The sequence below is a fragment of the Streptomyces sp. CB02261 genome (genome assembly GCF_001905665.1).
Lineage (GTDB): Bacteria > Actinomycetota > Actinomycetes > Streptomycetales > Streptomycetaceae > Streptomyces.
On sequence record NZ_LIVX01000004.1, the window covers coordinates 410,100 to 428,924 of the forward strand.

The following is an 18,825-nucleotide window of genomic DNA, read 5'->3' on the forward strand; positions in this document are numbered from 1 at the left end:
AGTGGGTATGCCGGGGAGCGCGGAAAGGGGGCCTCCCCGTACGGGAAGGCCCCCTGAGATCGGAGGTGTCAGCCGCGCCGCTCGCCCAGGGCGTGCAGGATGCGCTCGGCGGCCAGGGTCGCCGTCAGCTCCCCGGCGCGGACCCGCCGTTCCAGGGCCGGTGCCAGGTCCCGGACCGCCGGGTCGGTGTGGAGACGGCGCAGGAGTTCGTCACGGACCATCGCCCAGGTCCAGTCGACCTGCTGGTCCTGGCGCTTGGCCGCGAGGCGGCCGGTCGAGTCGAGCAGCGTCCGGTGCTGCCGGAGCCGCTCCCAGACCTCGTCGAGGCCGGCCGACTCCCGGGCACTGCAACTGAGGACCGGCGGCGTCCAGAAGGAGTCGGCGCCGTGCATCAGCCGCAGCGCGCCCGCGAGTTCGCGGGCCGCGGCGCGGGCGTCCCGCTCGTGCGGGCCGTCGGCCTTGTTCACGGCGACCACGTCGGCGAGTTCCAGGACGCCCTTCTTGATGCCCTGGAGCTGGTCGCCGGTGCGGGCCAGGGTGAGCAGCAGGAAGGAGTCGACCATGTCGGCGACGGCGGTCTCGGACTGGCCGACGCCGACCGTCTCGACGAGCACCACGTCGTGGCCGGCGGCCTCCATCACGACGATCGACTCCCGGGTCGCCTTCGCGACGCCGCCGAGCGTGCCGGCGGTGGGGGAGGGGCGTACGAACGCCGCCGGGTCGACGGCGAGGCGCTCCATCCGGGTCTTGTCGCCGAGGATGGAGCCGCCCGTACGGTTCGACGAGGGGTCGACGGCGAGCACCGCGACCCGGTGTCCGAGCCCCGTCAGCATCGTCCCGAACGCGTCGATGAACGTCGACTTGCCGACACCGGGCACGCCGCTGATCCCGATCCGCACGGCGTTCCCGCTGTGCGGAAGGAGTTCCGTCAGGAGCTCCTGGGCGAGCGCCCGGTGCTGGGGGCGGGTCGACTCGACGAGGGTGATCGCGCGGGCGACCAGCGCCCGCTTCCCCTCGCGCACACCCCGCACGTACGTGTCGAGATCGATCACCGCTCGTGCCCGAGGTCGGCCGCCAGACGCGTCACCAGGTCGTGGGCCGCGTCGGGGATCACCGTCCCCGGCGGGAACACGGCGGCCGCGCCCATCTCCAGGAGCGTCGCCACGTCCTGCGGAGGGATCACCCCGCCGACCACGATCATGATGTCCTCGCGGCCCTCGGCGGCCAGCTCCTCGCGGAGCGCCGGTACGAGGGTGAGGTGCCCGGCGGCCAGCGAGGAGACCCCGACGATGTGCACGTCCGCCTCGACGGCCTGGCGGGCCACCTCGGCCGGGGTCTGGAACAGCGGGCCGACGTCGACGTCGAAGCCCAGGTCGGCGAAGGCGGTGGCGATGACCTTCTGGCCGCGGTCGTGACCGTCCTGGCCCATCTTGGCGACCAGGATGCGCGGCCGGCGCCCCTCGGCCTCGCCGAAGGCGTCGACCAGGGCCCGGGTGCGCTCCACGGAGGGGGACTCGCCGGCTTCGGTGCGGTACACACCGGAGATCGTACGGATCTGCCCGGCGTGCCGCCCGTACACCTTCTCCAGGGCGTCGGAGATCTCCCCGACCGTCGCCATCGCGCGGGCCGCGTTCACGGCGAGCTCCAGCAGGTTGCCCTCGCCGCCGGCCGCCCGGGTGAGCGCGTCGAGCGCGTCCTGGCAGGCCCGCTCGTCGCGCTCCTCCCGCAGCCGCTTCAGCTTGGCGATCTGCTGGGCGCGTACGGAGGAGTTGTCGACCTTGAGCACGTCGATCTGCTCATCGGTCGCGACCCGGTACTTGTTGACGCCGATCACGGGCTGGCGCCCGGAGTCGATCCGGGCCTGGGTGCGGGCGGCGGCCTCCTCCACGCGCAGCTTCGGGATGCCGGCGTCGATCGCCTTCGCCATGCCGCCGGCCTGCTCGACCTCCTGGATGTGCTTCCAGGCGCGGCGGGCGAGGTCATGGGTGAGCTTCTCGACGTACGCGCTGCCGCCCCACGGGTCGATCGTCCGGCAGGTGCCCGACTCCTGCTGGATGAGCAGCTGGGTGTTGCGGGCGATCCGGGCCGAGAAGTCCGTGGGCAGCGCGAGCGCCTCGTCGAGGGCGTTGGTGTGCAGCGACTGGGTGTGGCCCTGGGTGGCCGCCATCGCCTCGACACAGGTGCGGGTGACGTTGTTGAACACGTCCTGCGCGGTGAGCGACCAGCCGGAGGTCTGCGAATGGGTGCGCAGCGACAGGGACTTGGCGTTCTGCGGGTCGAACTGCTTGACCAGCTTGGCCCAGAGGAGCCGTGCCGCGCGCAGCTTCGCGATCTCCATGAAGAAGTTCATGCCGATCGCCCAGAAGAACGACAGGCGCGGCGCGAACGCGTCCACGTCGAGCCCGGCCTCCCGCCCCGCGCGGATGTACTCCACGCCGTCCGCGAGCGTGTACGCCAGCTCCAGATCGGCCGTCGCACCCGCCTCCTGGATGTGGTAGCCGGAGATGGAGATGGAGTTGTAGCGCGGCATCCGCTGCGAGGTGTAGGCGAAGATGTCGGAGATGATCCGCATCGAGGGCCCCGGCGGATAGATGTACGTGTTGCGGACCATGAACTCCTTGAGGATGTCGTTCTGGATGGTCCCCGCCAGCTTCTCGGGCGGCACGCCCTGCTCCTCGGCCGCCACGATGTACAGCGCGAGCACCGGGAGGACGGCGCCGTTCATCGTCATCGAGACCGTCATCCGGTCCAGCGGGATGCCGTCGAACAGCTGCCGCATGTCGTAGATGGAGTCGATGGCCACGCCGGCCATGCCGACGTCACCGGTGACGCGCGGGTGGTCGCTGTCGTAGCCGCGGTGGGTCGGCAGGTCGAAGGCGACCGACAGGCCCTTCTGGCCCGCCGCCAGGTTGCGCCGGTAGAAGGCGTTCGACTCCTCGGCCGTGGAGAAGCCCGCGTACTGCCGGATCGTCCACGGCTGGTTGACGTACATCGTCGGGTACGGGCCGCGCAGGTACGGGGCGATGCCCGGGTACGTGCCCAGGAAGTCGAGGCCCTCCAGGTCCTGCCCGGTGTACAGCGGCTTGACGCCGATGCCCTCCGGGGTCTCCCAGAGCAGGTCCTCGCCGCCCGTCGCCTTCTCGACCGCCGTACGCCAGGCGTCGGGGTCGCCGTCGGCGGTCGGCGTCCCGAGCTCGATCCCGGAGAAATCGGGGATGGACATCAGGACACTCCCATGCGGTCGAGGGTGGTGGAGAGCAGGGCGACGGCGTCACAGCCGGCGAACGCGTACGTGTCGACGCCGGTGTACGGCCCGGGGCGGCCGGCGAGGAACACGTGCCGGGCGCCCGCCTCCCGCAGGTCCCGCGCGGTGGCCTCGGCCTGCTCCTCGTACACCGTGTCGCTGGAGCACAGACAGACCTCCTGGGCCCCGCTCTCCTCGAACGCGCCGTCGGTGACCGGCTCGATGCCGCCCGTCCGGAACAGGTTGTCGGCGAAGGCGAGGCGGGCCGAGTGCGCCGCCGCCGGGCCGAGCGCCGCCAGATAGACGCGGGGCCGCGCGCCGGTCGCCGCCAGGTGGGCGTCGGAGCGGGCGCGCAGCGCCTCGAAGGCCTCGTCGCGCCGGACCCTGGGGAGACCGCCGGCCGGCGGCTCGGGCGCGGGGGCGCGGTCGACGGGCTTCTCCGTGAGGTTCGGGAACTCGCTGACGCCGGTGATCGGTTCGCGGCGGGTGGCGAGCTTCGCGCTCCGCGCCGCCCAGGTCGCGGCGAGGCGCTCGCCGACGGCCCCGGACCGCAGCGCGGCCTGCTGGCCGCCCGCCCGCTCGATGTCCTGGAAGAACTCCCAGGCCGCGTGGGCCAGCTCGTCGGTCAGCCGTTCCACGTACCAGGAACCGCCCGCCGGGTCGATCACCCGTGAGAGGTGCGACTCCTCGATGAGGACGGTGGAGGTGTTGCGGGCGATACGGCGCGCGAACGCGTCCGGCAGGCCGAGCGCCTCGTCGAAGGGCAGCACGGTCACGCTGTCGGCGCCGCCCACTCCGGCGGCGAGCGTGGCGACCGTGGTGCGCAGCATGTTCACCCACGGGTCGCGACGGGTCATCATCACCGGCGAGGTCACCGCGTGCTGACGCTGCGCGCCGGCCTCCCGGGCGCCGCAGACCTCGGCCACCCGGGCCCACAGCCGGCGCGCCGCGCGGAGCTTGGCGATCGTCAGGAACTGGTCGGCGGTCGCCGCGTAACGGAACTCCAGCTGCGCGCACGCCTCGGTGACGCTCAGGCCGGCCCCGGTCAGTCCGCGCAGATAGGCCACCCCCGTCGCGAGCGAGCAGCCCAGCTCCTGCGCGGCCGACCCGCCGGCCTCGTGGTACGGCAGCGCGTCGACGGTCAGGGCCCGGACGCCCGGGTACCGGTCGGCGCAGCGGCGCGCGAGACCGGCGACGGACGCGAGGTCGTACGCGGGTCGGCCGGTGCGGGCCTCGTGGCCCAGGGGGTCGGCGCCCAGGTTGCCGCGAGCGGCGTCCGCGGCGACGCCCCGCTCCTCGTAGAGCCGGAAGAGCCGCTCGGCGGCCGCCTCGGTGGCCTCGCCCGCGTCGAGGACGACGGGGGCGAGGTCGAGGTAGACGCCGTCGAGGACCGAGCCCAGGGAGGCGACCGGGATGCCGGTGCCGCCGACGCCCAGCCACAGGGACGTGACGCCGTTCTCCAGGTCGGCGAGGACGGCGTCGCCGTCGGCCGCGAGGTGGCGCTGGCGTACGTCCCAGCCGCCGGGGGTGTTGCCCTCGGCGCGTCCGCCGCGCGTGAAGGGCGCGAAGCCGGGGAGTCCGGCGTCGGGGGCGGTGTCGCGCGCCGTGTACAGGGGGCGGGTGTCGAGGCCGTCCTCGAGGAGCGTGGACAGGGCGGCCTCGGCGGCGTCGCCGGAGACCTCCTTGCCGGACTTGCGCAGGACACCTGCCACGAGGTGTTGCCACTGCTCGTGTGGCGCGTCAGGAAATTCGGACGCCAGGGGGAGCCCGTCGTCAGGCAGGACCGTCATGCTCGGATGCTAGGGGAGATCGACAAAGGAGCAGGAGGGCGTACGACTGTGACCTTCTTCTCGTCGACCTGCGGCGTTCCGTGTGGTGGGGGTTGCGGCGGCCACCTCGGGGCCCCTTCCGGGCGTTGTCAGTGGCGGCTGGGAGGCTGGGCCGTATGGACAGGGACGAGGAGCTGTTGAGAGGCCGGGTCTACGGCCAGGAGCACGACGACCCGCGCCCGGGCCCCCGGCCCGGCCGGGTCTACGCCGAGCTGGTCGGCGGGCCGCTCGACGGTCTGCTCCTCGACGTCACCGACCGGCCGCCGGCCGCCGGTGCCGACGGTGTCGCCCTGGAGACGGAGCTCGGCCGCTACGGCGCCGACGGCCGCTCGCTCTACGACCCGCGTCCGGGCGACCCGGGCCGCTTCGACTGGTCGGGCGACGCGCCCTGACCACCCGTGACCCGGCAGGGCCCGGGAGGGCCCTGCCGTGGCCGCTCAGCGACCCGCCCGCCGTGGCGGCTCAGCCACGCCCGCCGGGGTCGCTCAGCCACGCCCGCCGGGGCGGCGGGCGTAGCAGAAGAGGTGCTCCTCCGGGGCCGCCGTCTCGTCGTCCGGGTGGAAGACGGAGACGTCGTGATGGAGGACGTCGAGACCGCAGTCCTCGCGGAGGGTCCTCAGGTACTCCTCGGCCGAGAAGCTGGACACCCTGACGGGCCGGCCCATCCACTCGATCTCCACACCGTCGACGTCGGCCGGCACCGTGGCGCTCACGAGGTAGCCGCCGGGCGCCAGCCAGCCCGCCATCCGCTCCAGGGCCGCGGCGGCCTCCGCCCGGCTCATCATGAGGAGCGGGAAGAAGGCGCAGACGGCGTCGAAGCTCCCGGGAGGCGCGTCGAAGCCGCGGACGTCGCCCTGCTCGAACCGGGCCCCGGGCACCTGCGCCCGCGCCAGGTCGACCATCGTGCCGGACACGTCGATGCCGGTCACCGCGCACCCGGACCGCACCAGGAGGTCGGCGACGGGCCGCCCGGTGCCGCTGCCGACGTCGAGCACGCGGGCTCCCGCGTCCAGGCGGCCCGTGAGCCAGTCGACGGCCGCCAGCTGGGCGGGCAGGTGCCCGAAGGCCCGCTCGTACGCGAGTCCCAGACCGTCGAACAGCTCCGCCGCCGACAGCGGTCTCCGCTCGGAACCCTCTTCCCGCATGGTGCTCCCCTTTCCCGGGTGTCCCGGGACGAACTACCCGTCCCGGGAGGGTTCTACCGGTCTCAGCGCAGGACGGAGGAGAAGTTGTCGAGCTGGATCCAGGTCACCTTGTTCGTCGTCTGCGGGCCGTAGACGTTGACGGCGCCGGCCGTGTTGGCCTCGATGCGGATCGCGTTGATGCCCTGGCTGTTGTTGCGGGGGCAGACGCCGCGGGTCAGCTTGGGCGGGCGGATGGTGGCGGGCAGCGTGCCGAGCCGGCCGTCGGCGGTGAAGTCGCAGGTGACCGTGCCGCGCAGCTGGAGGAACTCCGTGCCCGCGAGCCGGATCACGCGGGCCTCGGCCGGTGCGCCGGCCACGTTCGTCACGGCGGGGTCCACGGTGATCGGGGTCCAGTCGACGACGGTCTGGCAGCCGTCGACGGGGTCGACGGCGGCGGCCGGGGTGGCCGTGAGCAGCGGGGCGCCGACGGCGACGGCGGGAGCGGCGAGGGCCGCGGTGAGCAGGGAGCGGCGGCTGGTCGTGGGCTGGGTCATGCGCGATCCTCCGGATCGGGTGGGGCCGGCTGGCGGGGTGACGTGGGGGGCGACGGGTCCGGGACGGCCCGTGCCGAGGGGGGTGGCGGGGGTCGGCCGGGCGCTCATCGCCAGGCGACCGTGACGCCGTCGAGGTCGATCCAGGTGGTGGCGTTGTCGCTGGTGGCGCCGTACGCCCAGAGCGCGCCGTGGACGTCCGCCTCGATCCGGCACACGTAGCGGCCGGTGTTGTTGTTGCGCGGCACGTTCTGCCGGGTGAGGTGGGTGGGGCGCAGCCGGTGCGGGAGGGTGCCGATCCTGCTGTCGGCGGTCAGGGAGCAGGTGACGGTGCCGCGCAGCTGGAGGTAGGTGGTGCCGGCGAGGGCGATCAGCCGTCCGCGCGGGGGCTGGGCGCCGGGGTTGACGCCCGGTTCGAGGGCGAGGTCCTCCCAGTCCGCGAGCACCTTGACGCCGTCGACGGCGGGCTTGGTCGGGTACCAGCCGATCGTGACGTCGCGTGAACCCGTGGTGCCGGGGACGGTGTTGCTGAAGCCGAACAGGAGCCGGGTCTCCGCGGTCGCGGGGTCGACCTCGACGGCGACGCCCTCGGGCTCGCGGCGGGTGAGGCCGTCGGCGTTGGTGACCACCTGCCGGTCGAGGCGGGCCCCGGTGCTCCACGAGTAGGAGGTGAGGAAGGCGATCCCGGGGAACTCGCTGGGGATCGTGGGGTTGCCGTCCTTGTCGTACGGCGCCCACTGGTACGAGTAGAGGACGTCTCCGAGTGCCGTGAAGCCCTGCGAGACGAGGGTCTTCTGCAGCGGGTAGGGCGAGGGCACGTCGGGGGTGACGTCCTCACCGGCCGGCATCACGAAGGTGGTGCCCACCGGGACCCATGACCCGGCGGCGGCCGCGGCGGGGTCGTATCGGGTGAAGTGCCGCTTTCCGTCCTTGTGGTACATCACGCAGAGCAGGTTGTTCACCGGGTCGAGCGACGGGCCGACGCCCGACGTGCTGCCGGGCGGTGTGAACTTCTGCCCCTGCGGTATGAGGGCGCCGTCGAGGACCGAGCCGTCGACGAAGCGGAAGCGGGTGACGGCCTTGCCGAAGGTCGCCGTGACCGTGGTGCCGCTCATGCTGGTGTGCAGCGGGCCGACCTCGGTCCAGAGGTACGTGTCGGCGCCGACGGGCTGGGCACCCATCGAGAGTCCGTGGCCGAAGCCCTTCAGCTGCATCGAGCCGGTGACCTTGCCGGTCCGGCGGTCGATGCGGTTGAGCCACATGTTGCCCTGCGGCATGGTGGCCGAGCTCTCCACCTGGAGCACGAAGACGTGCCCGTTGACGGTGTCGGTGGCGATCGCCTGGGGGGCGGGGCCCTTCACCAGGTCGACCGTCTGGATGAGCCTGCCGGTGACGCCGGACAGGTCGACGCCGTTGGCGTCCGTGTAAGCCATGTTCTCTCCCCGGGATCCGCGCGGGATCCGTTTGACGAAGAGCAGATCATCACACGGCACGTCAGCGACCCCTCCGGGTGGGCACCCCTCTCCTTCCGCGTCGGCCTTCCGTGACCCCGACCTTCCGTGCCCGGCGACGATAAGTTAGCTTAGGCTTACCTAAGTAATAGACCTGAGTAGCAGCGTCTCCGTCACCTGTCCCGGGAGAACTCGGATGCGACCCTTCAGCCCCCGCGCCACGCGGCCCACCCCCGCCGAGCGCGTGCGATCGATCCTGGCGGCCGCCCACTCGATGACCGTCGTCTCCGACGGAGTCCACCAGGAGGTCCACCTCCTGGACGGGACCGGGCCGATGGGGCACATCCACCTGCACGACCCGTCCGAGGAGAGCCACGCCGGTCAGACCGCGCGGATCCCCGTACGCCTGGAGTTCACGGACATCGCCCCGACTCCCGTACGCGAACGGCTGCGGGCGCGGGTCACCCTGACGGGGCTTCTGGCCGCGCCCTACGCACCGGAGGCGAGCGCCAGCATCTGCATGGAGTTCGGCCAGGCCCTCCTGGAGGACGCCGAGGGCCGGACGTACATCACCCTCGACGAGCTCCACGCGACCGACATCGACCCGATGGCCTCCTGCGAGGCCTCGATGCTGACCCACCTCGTCGACGGCCACGGCGAACTCGTGCCCCTGCTGCTGCGCCTCGTCCGCCCCCGCCCCGACCGGGACATGGTCCGCGCCCTCCCCGTCGCCCTGGACCGCTACGGCATCACCCTGCGGCTCGAACACCCCGCTGGACACCAGGACGTGCGACTGCCCTTCCCGAGCCCCGTCACCGACATCGAGGAGGCGGGCCCCCGGATGCACGCCCTCCTCGCCGCGGCCCGCCGCTCCTCCCACCCCAACCGGCTGCTGACCTGAGCGAACGCCCGCGCCCCCGGCCGAGATGCCGGAGCGCGGCGGCAGGCGAACAATGGACGGGTAGACCCGCCCACGGTCGGTGCGGGGACCGCTCGGGGACCTCCCAACCGGACACGGCCTCGCCATGAACACAGGAAGCCCGGCCGCACGCCGGCCCGCGCCACCCAAGGGCGCCCTGTACCGCCTCGGGCACTGGTGCGCCCGTCACTTCGTCGTCGTCATCGCCCTGTGGCTGGCGGCGATGGTGGGACTCCAGATCACCGACCGGGCCGTCGGAGGACAGTACTCCGACGACTTCGACCTGCCCGGGGTGCAGTCGGCGGAAGGCCTCGACGTCCTCAGGGCGCACGATCCCGCGGCCGGCGGCTACGCCGCCCAGATCGTCCTGAACAGGCCCTCCGGACCCCTCACGGACGAGGCGTCCGCCGTCAACTCGACCGTCGCCGCCCTGGAGAAGCTGCCCGACGTCCTCGGCGCGCAGAACCCACTGCCGCCACCGGGCACCACCCCGCCGCCCCCGCCGGCCGGCACCACCAACACGGGCCCGCTGTCCACGGACGGCAGGACCGCGTACATCACCGTCCGCTTCAGCGTGCCGCCGTCCACCCTCGGCACCGGCTACCTGCCCGGCGTCGACACCGCCGTACAGCCGCTCCGCGACGCCGGCGTCACCGTCGAGTACGGCGGCACGCTCGGCGAACTGGCCCGGCCGCAGGCCGACGACCGCACCAGCGAGGCGATCGGCTTCGGCGTCGCCATCGTGGTCCTCCTCATCGGCTTCGGCAGCGTCATCGCCGCCGTCCTGCCCCTGGTCACGGCCCTCATCGGCGCCATCTGCGGACTCGCCCTGCTGGGCCTGGCGGCGGCCGCCTTCACCTTCGGCACGGTCTCTCCCACCCTGGCGACCATGATCGGCCTCGGCGTCGGCATCGACTACGCGCTGTTCCTCATCACCCGCCACCGCCAGAACCTCATGAACGGGCACGATCCCGCCGACTCGGCCGGCCTCGCGACCACCACCAGCGGCCGGGCGGTCCTCGTATCAGGCTGCACCGTCATCATCGCCCTCTCGGGTCTGTGGGTCTCCGGCGTCACCTTCATCGGCAAACTGGGGCTGGCGGCCGCCTTCACCGTCGTCACCGCCGTCCTCGCCGCGCTCACCCTGGTCCCGGCCATGCTCGGACTCGTCGGCAGGCGCGTCGACCGCTACCACGTCCGCAAGCCCGTGGCCGAGACCGACGCCGAGCCCGGAGCGCCCGCGCACGGCACCTGGCACCGGTGCGCGCAACGCGTCGAGAAGCGCCCCTGGTGGTTCCTCACCGGCGGCGTCCTGGTGCTGCTCGTCCTGGCGTTCCCGCTGCTCTTCATCCAGCTCGGCCACATCGGCGACGGGGCCGACCCCGAGTCGTTCACGGACCGCCGCGCCTACGACCTCGTCTCCACCGCCTTCGGGCCCGGCGCCAACGGGCCGCTGACCCTCGTCGTCGACCAGACGACCGTGCCCGCCTCGGACCGGGCGGACCTCGCCGACAAGCTGAAGCAGGCGCTGACCGGAGTCCCGGACGCGGCGTCCATCACCCCGCTCCAGGCCACCTCCGACGGGGACGTGCTGGTCGGCACCGCCTACTCGGTCGCCGCCCCGCAGGACGAGAAGACCACCCGGTTGACCGACCACCTCGTCGACGACGTGCTGCCGCAGGCCGTGGCCGGCACCGACGCGCAGACCTACGTCACCGGCACCACGGCCGCCCAGGTGGACTTCCTCGACATCGTCTCCAGCCGCCTCCCCCTGATCATCGCCGTGGTGGTGGGGCTGGCCTTCCTCGTCATCCTCATCGTCTTCCGCGGCCTGCTCGTGGCGCTGAAGGCGGCCGTCCTCAACGTCCTCTCCATCGCCGCCTCGTACGGCGTGGTCGTCGCCGTCTTCCAGTGGGGCTGGGGCGGGCCGGCGCTCGGCGTCTCCGGCAAGGTCCCCATCGAGAGCTACGTGCCGATGATGATGTTCGCCATCGTCTTCGGGCTCAGCATGGACTACGAGATCTTCCTGCTGTCCCGCGTCCGCGAGGCGTGGCTGCGCACCGGGGACCCGAAGGCCAGCGTGGCCCACGCCCTGGAGATCACCGCCCGGGTCATCACCTGCGCGGCGCTGATCATGGTCAGTGTCTTCGCGGCCTTCATCGTGTCGGACAACATCGTCGTCAAGATGCTCGGACTCGGTCTCGCGGCCAGCGTCCTCATCGACGCCACCGTGGTGCGCCTGCTGCTGGTACCCGCGGTGCTGACCCTCCTCGGCCGGCGCGCCTGGTGGACCCCCCGTTGGCTCGACCGGATCCTGCCCCACCTGGACACCGAGGGCGAAGGCGAGGTGACCCCGGAGCCGGAACCGACGGGCAAGCGCTGACCGCACCGGGGGACGGGTACGACCGGCCGTCACCCGCCCCGCCATGATGGGGAGATGAAGACCCTCGCAGAGGTGGACGCGCTCGCCGACCGCGCGCACGCCGGACAGACCGACAAGACCGGCGTCCCGTACGTCCGGCACGTCCGCGCGGTCGCCGCGGGCCTGGAGCCGTTCGGCCCGCACCTGACCATGGCCGGACTCCTCCACGACGTCATCGAGGACACCCCGTGGACGGCGGACGCACTCCGCGCCGCCGGGGTCCCCGACAGGGTCGTCACCATCGTCGAAGCCGTCACCAACGCCCCCGGTACCCCCTACGAGGAGAAGATCCGCCGCATCACGGAGGATCCCGACGCCACCCTCGTGAAGATCGCCGACAACGCGCACAACAGCCGCACGGACCGGGCCGACCGGCTGCCGCCCGACCGGCGCGAGCGACTCGCCCTCAAGTACCGGGCGGCCCGGGACGTGTTGTGGGCGGCGGCCGATCCCGAGCGGATCGCGACGATCCTGCGCGTCGTCAACCCCGAGCTCCTCGACGAACTGGAAACCCGGTGTGACCGGGGTCACGGGAACCCGTCCCGGGGCCCGGACAGACCAGAGAGGTGAACACAGACACGCGCGCACGCATCCGGGACGGAGACCCTGCGGCCTTCGCCGAACTCTTCGACTCCTACGCCCGGAGCGTCTACAACCACGCCTTCCGGCTGACCGGCGACTGGTCGGTCGCCGAGGACGTGATGGCGGCCACCTTCCTGGAAGCCTGGCGGCTACGGCGGAAGGTGGACCCCGAAGGCGGGTCGCTCCGGCCCTGGCTGCTCGGCGTCGCCACCAACGTCGCCCGCAACCACTGCCGCGGCAACCGCCGGTACCGGGCGGCCGCCGCCGCGTACGCCGAAGCCGGCCCGGCCGGAACCCCGGTACCCGACCACGCCGCCGAGGTCGCCGGCCGGATCGACGACCGGCGCCGCATCGCGGCCACCCTCCGGGCCCTCGGCACGCTCCGCCGCACCGAACGCGAGGTCCTGGTGCTCTGCCTCTGGGAAGGCCTCGCCTACACCGAGGTGGCCAAGGCCCTCCGCGTCCCCGTCGGCACCGTCCGCTCCCGGCTCTCCCGCGCCCGCGCCCGGCTCCGCACCGGAGCCGAGGCCGAACTCGCCCGAGAGGCGGCAGAACCCACCCGGCGAGAACGGGAACCCGCCCCCCGCGCCCGACAGACAACAGGTGATCGCGTGAACGCGGTCCGGCCCGCGCAGGAAGGAATCCGATGAACCTCGGCCCGCACCAGCCCCGTACGGCGAACCGACACGAGAACGGAGACCTCCCCGCGACCGAGGAGCACGACCTTCCTCCGGGCCGCCACCAGTTCCACAAGGAGCGCCTGATGAGCCAGATCCACGACGACCGCCGCGCCGCCACCCCGCGCGCCCCGCGCAACCCCTTCCTGCGGAAGGCGATCCTCCTGCCGGCCGCGACCGCGCTCGCCGGCGCCCTCGCCGTCGGCGTCCTCCTCCTCACCCCCGGCGGGCCCCAGGGCTCCGACGACCTCGCCGCCGGGCCCGCCCTCACCACCCGGATCGGCACCGTCGACGCGCACGGCGCGCCCCGCCTCCTCGACCGGATCTCGCTCGCCGCGGCCGGCGCGGACGCCCCGAAGGGCCGCGCCGGCCAGTACGTCTACATCGAGACGCGGAGCGCCAACACGTACGTGAAGAGCGTCGGGGGAGTGAGCAGCCTCGTCAGCCGGCCCCTGCACACCCGGCAGTCCTGGCGCTCGCCGGACGGCCTCGACGGCTGGCTGATCGAGCCCGGCACCACCGGCCCCGAGGGCATCACCCTGGCGGGCCCGGACGAGACCGGCAACGTCCCGAAGCCGCACCTCGGCGCCCCTTCGCACGACTACCTCGCCACCCTCCCCACGGACCCCGACGCCCTCCTGCGGAAGATCTACGAGGAGACCGAGGGGCAGGGCAACGGCAGGGACCAGCAGGCCTTCACCACGATCGGGGACCTGCTGACCGAGAGCTGGCCGACGCCCCGGCTCACCGCGGCGCTCTACAAGGCCGCCGGGAAGATCCCCGGTGTCGTCCTGGTGGACGGCGCCACCGACGCCGCCGGCCGCAAGGGGATCGCCGTCGCCCGGCTCGACGAGGCGAGCGGCGCCCGCACCGAATGGATCTTCGACAGCAGGACCCTCACCTTCCTCGGCGAGCGCACCGTGCAGGTGAAGGGCGACAGCGGCGAGGGCGGGCTCATCAAGCCCGGCACCGTCGTCTCCACCCACGCGATCATGGTCAGGGCCTTCGTCGACGAGCTCAAGGCCACCCCGTAGGCACCGGGGCCGGCACCGAGCGCCCGGCCGGGTACGCCCCGGTCAGGGCGTACGGCCCGCCGACCAGCCGCCCAGCTCGGTCGGGCGGTTGGTGATGATGCCGTCCACGCCGAGGTCGTCCAGCGCCTTCCAGCGGTCGGCCTTGTCCACCGTCCATACGTGGACGGCCACACCCGCCGCGTGCAGCTCGTCCACCAGCCCCGGACGGGTGGCGAGGGCGGCGTCCGAGACGTTGTACGCGTCGAGGTCCAGCTCCTCGGCGAGCGCGACCGGGTCGGCGTCGAGCGTCCCCCGCAGCAGACCGACCGGCAGCTCGGGCGCCAGCTCGCGGGTGTGCTTCAGGGACGCGATGTCGAAGCTCTGGACGAAGACCCGGTCCGTCATGCCCTGGTCCCGGACGTCCTGGACGATCCGGGCCACCTCGGCGCGACTGTGGCGGCCCTTGATCTCCAGGAGCAGCTTCCCGCCGCGCGCGCGGAGGTCCGCCAACTGGGCGGCGAGGGTCGGCACCCGGGTCCCGGCGTAGGCGGGCGCGAACCAGGAGCCGGCGTCCAGGGCGTCCAGCTGGGCGGACGTCAGGGAGCGGACCGGGCCCGTGCCGTCGGTCGTCCGGTCGACGGTCGTGTCGTGGAGGATGTACGGCACGCCGTCCTTGCTGGGCTGGACGTCGTTCTCGATCCAGACCGCTCCGCCCCGCCGGGCCACCTCGTCGGAGACCAGGGTGTTCTCGGGGGCCGCCGAGGAGGCACCCCGGTGGGCGATCACCGTCAGCGGCGCTCCGGCCGCGCGCATCCAGGGGCTCGCCTCCGCCGTGGCCTCCGCCGCAGTGACCTCAGGGGCCGGACGGGGCGCGGACCGCGAGGGCGGGGCGGCGACGACGAAGGCGGTCGCGAGCCCCGCCACGGCCGTGGCCACGGCGACCAGTCCGACGACCGTACGACGACGGTTCCGGGAGGTGGGCGGGTGAGCGTCTCTCATGTCCGGACACCCTACGGGGCACCGCCCTGCGACACGACGGGCGCCCCGAACCCTTGGCGGGAATCGCCCGGACTGCGGCACCGTGGGGGTGTGCCCGGAGCCGAACCATCGGGGGTCCACGGCCGGGCGTGGCAGTCGGGGGGACTCATGGACAGCGGAAGCACCGCCCACAGACGCGACGGCGAGGCGGCGCGGGGAACCGGCCGCGACACCGTGCAGGGCCGCGGCCGGGGGGTGCTCGAAGGGGCGTTCGCCCTGCTCGACGCCCTGCGCAGGAGCGGCGACGAGGCCGGGGTGACCGAGCTGGCGCTCCTCTGCGGAGTGCCCAAGGGCAGCGTCCACCGGCTGCTCGACCAACTCGTCACACTCGGCGCCGTCGAACGGAAGGGCAACCGCTACCGGGTCGGACCGCAGCTCTACCGCCTCGGCCAGGCCTGGGAGCCGCACCCCGGGCTGCGGCCCGCCGCCCGGCTGCCGCTCCAGCGGCTCCGGGCCGCCACCGGCGCGAGCGTGGTCCTCGCCGTACTGCGCGAGGACATGGCGATCACGATCGGCTCCGTGCCCGGAGACCTGGAACCGCTGCTCCCGGTACGGGACGGCCTCGCGTTCCGGCTCGACACCGCCGCCGGAAAGGCGCTGCGGGGACCCCTCCGCGGGGGCGCGATCCTCGACCGCGAGGACGTCATGGACGGCGTGTGCTGCGCCTCGCTGCCGATCCGCACCCCGGACGGGCGTACCGTCGCCGCCCTCGCCGGCATGGTCCCGGCCGGCCGGCCGCTCGACGCGCTCGCCCGGGGCGTCGCCGAGGCGGGCGCCGCGATCAGCCGCGCGCTCGCCAGGGGAGGGCCGAGGAGCAGGGTCCCGGCGGCCGCGCCGGTGCTCTGAACCGGCCGTCCGGCGGCGCTGTTCCGTCCAGCGGAACGCGCGTAGAACCGGCGGGGGCGGACGGGCACAGTAGGTGATGTGCCGAGGGGAACGGCACACCGGCCCCGCCGAGCGAGGCGGGCCGGGACCACCGTCACGAGAGTGACCCGATGTGTGGGGGGACCACATGCGCAAGAACCGGATCGTCCGAACGGCCGCCACCGCCCTTCTCGGACTCGGCAGCATCGGCGTCTTCGCCGGCACCGCCCAGGCCGAGCCGATCGACTACGTGAAGATCGAGCTGCTCGAACTGCACTGCCAGAAGAACAGCGAGGGCGACCACGACGAGGCGTACCTCAAGATCACGGACGCCAACGGCAATCCCGTCAAGGTCTGGCCCGGCAACGGCATCAAGTACCAGACCATGGGCACCGGGTACGTCCGCTCCATGGCCGACGGCAACGGCAACGCGGCCCTCATCCTCGGCAAGGAGCAGGCCCGCACGATGACCCTCTGGGACTACGACTCGACCAGCGGCGACGACAAGCTCGGCGCCACGCTCGTCACCGGCAGCGAGGTCGGCGCCGAGACCCAGTGGCGCACCGTGGAGGGCTCCGGCGGCGTCTACGTCATCGCCTACCGCGTCGTCGACATCTGACCGACGCCCACCCCATGAGGCAAGGCCGTGCCGGCGAACCCGGCACGGCCTTCTCGTTGTGACCTCAGGGGGCGTGCAGCTCACCCGTGCGCGCCACCCGCGCGTACCAGCGGGCACTCGACTTCGGCGTCCGCTCCAGGGTGTCGTAGTCCACCCGCACCGCGCCGAACCGCTTCGCGTAGCCGTACGCCCACTCGAAGTTGTCGAGCAGCGACCACAGGAAGTACCCGCGCACGTCCACCCCGTCGCCGATCGCCCGGTGCACCGCCTCCAGATGGGCGTGGACGTACGCGGCGCGCTCCGGGTCGTGCACCGAGCCGTCCGGGGACACCACGTCCTCGTACGCGGCCCCGTTCTCGCTGATGACCAGCGGGAGCTCGGGATACGCCTCGGACACCCGGCTCAGCAGGTCGTACAGCGCGCCCGGGTCGACCGCCCAGCCCATCGCGGTCGGCTCGCCAGGACCCCGGTGGAAGGCGACCGAGTCCGCGCCGGGCCACGGCGAGAACTCGCTGTTGCCGTGACCGTCGTCCTGCGGCTTCTCGGCGCCCTCCGCCACCTCCGAGACGATCGTCGGCGCGTAGTAGTTGATCGCGAGCAGGTCCAGCGGCTGGTGGATCGCCGCGGTGTCCCCGTCCTCGACGAAGGACCAGTCGGTCAGCCGCGCCGTGTCACGGATCAGGTCCTCCGGGTAGGCGCCCTCCAGCATCGGGCCCAGCCAGACCCGGTTGCCGACGGCGTCGATCCGGCGGGCCGCCTCCAGGTCACCGGCGGAACCGGTCAGCGGCCGCACCTCGTGCAGGTTCAGCGAGACCGAGAGCAGCCGGTCCGCGGGCAGCGCCGACCGCAGCGCCTGCACCGCGAGGCCGTGCCCGAGGTTGAGGTGGTGGGCGGCGCGCAGCGAGGCCACCGGGTCGGTGCGGCCCGGGGCGTGGACCCCCGAGCCGTACCCGAGGAAGGCGCTGCACCAGGGCTCGTTGAGCGTGGTCCAGCGGGTCACGCGGTCGCCGAGCGCGTCGGCGACGATCCCCGCGTACTCGGCGAACCGCTCGGCGGTCGCGCGCTCGGGCCAGCCGCCCGCGTCCTCCAGCTCCTGCGGGAGGTCCCAGTGGTAGAGGGTGAGCGACGGTTCGATCCCGGCGGCGAGCAGCTCGTCGACGAGCGCCCGGTAGAAGTCCAGGCCCTTCTGGACGGCGGGCCCCCGGCCGGTGGGCTGCACCCGGGACCAGGAGACGGAGAACCGGTAGGAGTTCAGGCCGAGTTCGGACATGATGCCGACGTCCTCGCGGAACCGGTGGTAGTGGTCCACGGCGACGTCGCCGGTGTGGCCCTCGAAGACCTTGCCGGGGGTGTGCGAGAAGGTGTCCCAGATGGAGGGGGTACGGCCGTCCTCCGCCGCGGCTCCCTCGATCTGGTACGCGGCGGTGGCCGCGCCCCAGAGGAAGTCGGGCGGGAACGAGCGGGTGGCGGTGAGCGGCCGGGTTTCGGACGCGGTCATAGGAGAGAGCTCCCAACGCGGGTACGGGGTCACGTGCGGTGTGTGCGTCACGTGCGGTACGGAGAGGTGGCGGGCCGTCAGCTCTTGACGGCGCCGGCCGTGATGCCGCCCACGATGTGCTTGCCGAGGAAGGCGAAGACGAGCAGCAGCGGCACGGTGGATATCAGGGCGCCCGTCAGCACGACGGCGTGGTCCACCGTGTGGTTGCCCGCGCCGAGACCGGCGAGCGCCACCTGGAGGGTCGGACTGCCGTCCGGGGTGAGGGCGATGAAGGGCCAGAAGAAGTCGTTCCACGCCTGGACGAAGACCAGCATGCCGAGCACGGCCATGGCCGGCCTCGCCACCGGGAAGACCACGTGCCAGATGATCCGGAGGCTGTGGGCGCCGTCCATCCGGGCCGCCTCCACCAGCTCCATCGGCAGCGCCTCCAGCAGGAACTGGCGCATGAAGAAGACACCGAAGGCGGCGACCAGCGAGGGCAACACGACCGACTGGAGCTGGTCGAACCAGCCGAGGTCGGTGATGATCCGGTACAGCGGGATGACGCTGAGCTGCGGCGGGATCGTCATGGTGGCGACCACGAGGGAGAGCATCATGCCCCGGCCCCGGAAGGGCAGCTTGGCGAAGGCGAACCCGGCGAGCGTGGAGAACAGGACGGTGGACAGCGCCACCAGGCTCGCCACGACCGTCGTGTTGATCAGCGCCTCGCCCATGTCGACCTGGTTCCAGGCGAAGCTGAGGTTGTCCATGAGGCGGGAGCCGGGCAGCAGCGGAGCCGGGGCCTCCACGACCCGCTCGCCGGAGTGCGAGGCGGCGACCACGTTCCAGTACAGCGGGAAGAGGGAGACGAACGCGGCCACGACGAGCAGGACGTAGGTGAGCGGCCCCGCGTGGTGCTGGCGGCCGGCCGTCTGACGGAAGCGGTTTCCCCTGCGGGCCTCCGCAGGTGCCTCGGTCTCGATCGGCGGTGTCGTGTCGAGTGTGCGGGCCATCG

The 18,825-nt window shown here is 73.0% G+C and carries 17 protein-coding genes; 8 read left to right on the plus strand and 9 right to left on the minus strand.

The window, feature by feature from the left end:
- Nucleotides 1-68: 68 nt before the first annotated feature.
- Genes meaB through AMK29_RS15280 form a run of 3 tightly spaced genes read right to left on the minus strand, consistent with a single transcriptional unit; the run spans nucleotide 69 to nucleotide 5,034 of the window.
- A complete protein-coding gene (meaB, locus tag AMK29_RS15270) occupies nucleotides 69-1,052 on the minus strand; it encodes a methylmalonyl Co-A mutase-associated GTPase MeaB (protein WP_073812988.1) in 984 nt (327 codons plus the stop codon).
- Nucleotides 1,049-3,223, minus strand: coding sequence for a methylmalonyl-CoA mutase (gene scpA / locus AMK29_RS15275; RefSeq protein WP_073812991.1), 2,175 nt, complete (start codon nucleotides 3,221-3,223; stop codon nucleotides 1,049-1,051). The genes meaB and scpA overlap by 4 nt, the downstream gene beginning before the upstream one ends.
- Entirely contained in the window at nucleotides 3,223-5,034 is a 1,812-nt protein-coding gene (locus tag AMK29_RS15280; protein ID WP_073812993.1) for a methylmalonyl-CoA mutase family protein, read from the minus strand. The genes scpA and AMK29_RS15280 overlap by 1 nt, the downstream gene beginning before the upstream one ends.
- 155 nt (nucleotides 5,035-5,189) lie before the next feature.
- Here AMK29_RS15280 and AMK29_RS15285 point away from each other — a divergent pair, with 155 nt between their 5' ends.
- Nucleotides 5,190-5,465, plus strand: a complete 276-nt coding sequence (locus AMK29_RS15285) for a hypothetical protein (protein WP_073812995.1) — start codon at nucleotides 5,190-5,192, stop codon at nucleotides 5,463-5,465.
- A 93-nt stretch (nucleotides 5,466-5,558) separates the two neighbouring features.
- Here the strand turns inward: AMK29_RS15285 and AMK29_RS15290 are convergent, their stop codons facing one another.
- From AMK29_RS15290 to AMK29_RS15300, 3 genes are all read right to left on the minus strand, one after another.
- Nucleotides 5,559-6,218: a class I SAM-dependent methyltransferase gene (locus AMK29_RS15290; protein WP_073812998.1), complete on the minus strand. Its 660-nt coding sequence runs from the start codon at nucleotides 6,216-6,218 to the stop codon at nucleotides 5,559-5,561.
- 62 nt (nucleotides 6,219-6,280) lie between these two features.
- Nucleotides 6,281-6,751, minus strand: coding sequence for a hypothetical protein (locus tag AMK29_RS15295; protein WP_073813001.1), 471 nt, complete (start codon nucleotides 6,749-6,751; stop codon nucleotides 6,281-6,283).
- Between the two features lie 104 nt (nucleotides 6,752-6,855).
- A complete protein-coding gene (locus AMK29_RS15300; protein ID WP_073813003.1) occupies nucleotides 6,856-8,181 on the minus strand; it encodes a hypothetical protein in 1,326 nt (441 codons plus the stop codon).
- Between the two features lie 214 nt (nucleotides 8,182-8,395).
- Here AMK29_RS15300 and AMK29_RS15305 point away from each other — a divergent pair, with 214 nt between their 5' ends.
- The 5 genes from AMK29_RS15305 to AMK29_RS15325 all read left to right on the plus strand — a co-directional run bounded on the left by AMK29_RS15305 (nucleotide 8,396) and on the right by AMK29_RS15325 (nucleotide 13,833).
- Nucleotides 8,396-9,100: a DUF2470 domain-containing protein gene (locus AMK29_RS15305; protein WP_073813006.1), complete on the plus strand. Its 705-nt coding sequence runs from the start codon at nucleotides 8,396-8,398 to the stop codon at nucleotides 9,098-9,100.
- A gap of 124 nt (nucleotides 9,101-9,224) precedes the next feature.
- Nucleotides 9,225-11,501 carry an MMPL family transporter gene (locus AMK29_RS15310; RefSeq protein WP_073813009.1) on the plus strand — a complete coding sequence of 759 codons (2,277 nt, stop codon included), beginning with the start codon at nucleotides 9,225-9,227 and terminating at the stop codon, nucleotides 11,499-11,501.
- Nucleotides 11,502-11,555: 54 nt separating this feature from the next.
- Entirely contained in the window at nucleotides 11,556-12,110 is a 555-nt protein-coding gene (locus tag AMK29_RS15315; RefSeq protein ID WP_073813012.1) for an HD domain-containing protein, read from the plus strand.
- Nucleotides 12,107-12,772, plus strand: coding sequence for an RNA polymerase sigma factor (locus AMK29_RS15320; protein ID WP_073813015.1), 666 nt, complete (start codon nucleotides 12,107-12,109; stop codon nucleotides 12,770-12,772). The genes AMK29_RS15315 and AMK29_RS15320 overlap by 4 nt, the downstream gene beginning before the upstream one ends.
- Nucleotides 12,769-13,833 carry a CU044_5270 family protein gene (locus AMK29_RS15325; RefSeq protein ID WP_073813017.1) on the plus strand — a complete coding sequence of 355 codons (1,065 nt, stop codon included), beginning with the start codon at nucleotides 12,769-12,771 and terminating at the stop codon, nucleotides 13,831-13,833. Before AMK29_RS15320 ends, AMK29_RS15325 begins: the two co-directional genes overlap by 4 nt.
- A 42-nt stretch (nucleotides 13,834-13,875) precedes the next feature.
- On the opposite strand, the gene AMK29_RS15330 is transcribed toward AMK29_RS15325, so the two are convergent.
- Nucleotides 13,876-14,811 (minus strand): glycerophosphodiester phosphodiesterase, encoded by a 936-nt coding sequence (locus AMK29_RS15330; protein ID WP_073813020.1) that lies wholly within the window; start codon nucleotides 14,809-14,811, stop codon nucleotides 13,876-13,878.
- Between the two features lie 147 nt (nucleotides 14,812-14,958).
- On the opposite strand from AMK29_RS15330, the gene AMK29_RS15335 reads away from it, so the two are divergent.
- Together AMK29_RS15335 and AMK29_RS15340 are read left to right on the plus strand one after the other, a co-directional pair.
- The gene (locus AMK29_RS15335; protein ID WP_073813022.1) at nucleotides 14,959-15,696 is read left to right on the plus strand and encodes an IclR family transcriptional regulator; all 738 of its coding nucleotides are present in this window, start codon (nucleotides 14,959-14,961) and stop codon (nucleotides 15,694-15,696) included.
- 166 nt (nucleotides 15,697-15,862) lie between these two features.
- The gene (locus AMK29_RS15340) at nucleotides 15,863-16,333 is read left to right on the plus strand and encodes a hypothetical protein (RefSeq protein ID WP_241845374.1); all 471 of its coding nucleotides are present in this window, start codon (nucleotides 15,863-15,865) and stop codon (nucleotides 16,331-16,333) included.
- 64 nt (nucleotides 16,334-16,397) lie between these two features.
- Here AMK29_RS15340 and AMK29_RS15345 read toward each other — a convergent pair whose 3' ends face one another.
- Together AMK29_RS15345 and AMK29_RS15350 are read right to left on the minus strand one after the other, a co-directional pair.
- Nucleotides 16,398-17,831 (minus strand): GH1 family beta-glucosidase, encoded by a 1,434-nt coding sequence (locus tag AMK29_RS15345; RefSeq protein WP_073813027.1) that lies wholly within the window; start codon nucleotides 17,829-17,831, stop codon nucleotides 16,398-16,400.
- Nucleotides 17,832-17,908: 77 nt separating this feature from the next.
- Nucleotides 17,909-18,823 carry a carbohydrate ABC transporter permease gene (locus AMK29_RS15350; protein WP_073813030.1) on the minus strand — a complete coding sequence of 305 codons (915 nt, stop codon included), beginning with the start codon at nucleotides 18,821-18,823 and terminating at the stop codon, nucleotides 17,909-17,911.
- Nucleotides 18,824-18,825: the final 2 nt, after the last annotated feature.

Coding starts and splice junctions, on each gene's coding strand:
- scpA (WP_073812991.1), bottom strand. CDS start 3,223: ATGTCCATCCCCGATTTCTCCGGGATCGAGCTCGGGACGCCGACCGCC.
- AMK29_RS15330 (WP_073813020.1), bottom strand. CDS start 14,811: ATGAGAGACGCTCACCCGCCCACCTCCCGGAACCGTCGTCGTACGGTC.
- AMK29_RS15315 (WP_073813012.1), top strand. CDS start 11,556: ATGAAGACCCTCGCAGAGGTGGACGCGCTCGCCGACCGCGCGCACGCC.
- AMK29_RS15305 (WP_073813006.1), top strand. CDS start 8,396: ATGCGACCCTTCAGCCCCCGCGCCACGCGGCCCACCCCCGCCGAGCGC.
- AMK29_RS15335 (WP_073813022.1), top strand. CDS start 14,959: ATGGACAGCGGAAGCACCGCCCACAGACGCGACGGCGAGGCGGCGCGG.
- AMK29_RS15295 (WP_073813001.1), bottom strand. CDS start 6,751: ATGACCCAGCCCACGACCAGCCGCCGCTCCCTGCTCACCGCGGCCCTC.
- AMK29_RS15340 (WP_241845374.1), top strand. CDS start 15,863: ATGCGCAAGAACCGGATCGTCCGAACGGCCGCCACCGCCCTTCTCGGA.
- AMK29_RS15285 (WP_073812995.1), top strand. CDS start 5,190: ATGGACAGGGACGAGGAGCTGTTGAGAGGCCGGGTCTACGGCCAGGAG.
- AMK29_RS15325 (WP_073813017.1), top strand. CDS start 12,769: ATGAACCTCGGCCCGCACCAGCCCCGTACGGCGAACCGACACGAGAAC.
- AMK29_RS15350 (WP_073813030.1), bottom strand. CDS start 18,823: ATGGCCCGCACACTCGACACGACACCGCCGATCGAGACCGAGGCACCT.
- AMK29_RS15310 (WP_073813009.1), top strand. CDS start 9,225: ATGAACACAGGAAGCCCGGCCGCACGCCGGCCCGCGCCACCCAAGGGC.
- AMK29_RS15300 (WP_073813003.1), bottom strand. CDS start 8,181: ATGGCTTACACGGACGCCAACGGCGTCGACCTGTCCGGCGTCACCGGC.
- AMK29_RS15345 (WP_073813027.1), bottom strand. CDS start 17,831: ATGACCGCGTCCGAAACCCGGCCGCTCACCGCCACCCGCTCGTTCCCG.
- AMK29_RS15280 (WP_073812993.1), bottom strand. CDS start 5,034: ATGACGGTCCTGCCTGACGACGGGCTCCCCCTGGCGTCCGAATTTCCT.
- AMK29_RS15290 (WP_073812998.1), bottom strand. CDS start 6,218: ATGCGGGAAGAGGGTTCCGAGCGGAGACCGCTGTCGGCGGCGGAGCTG.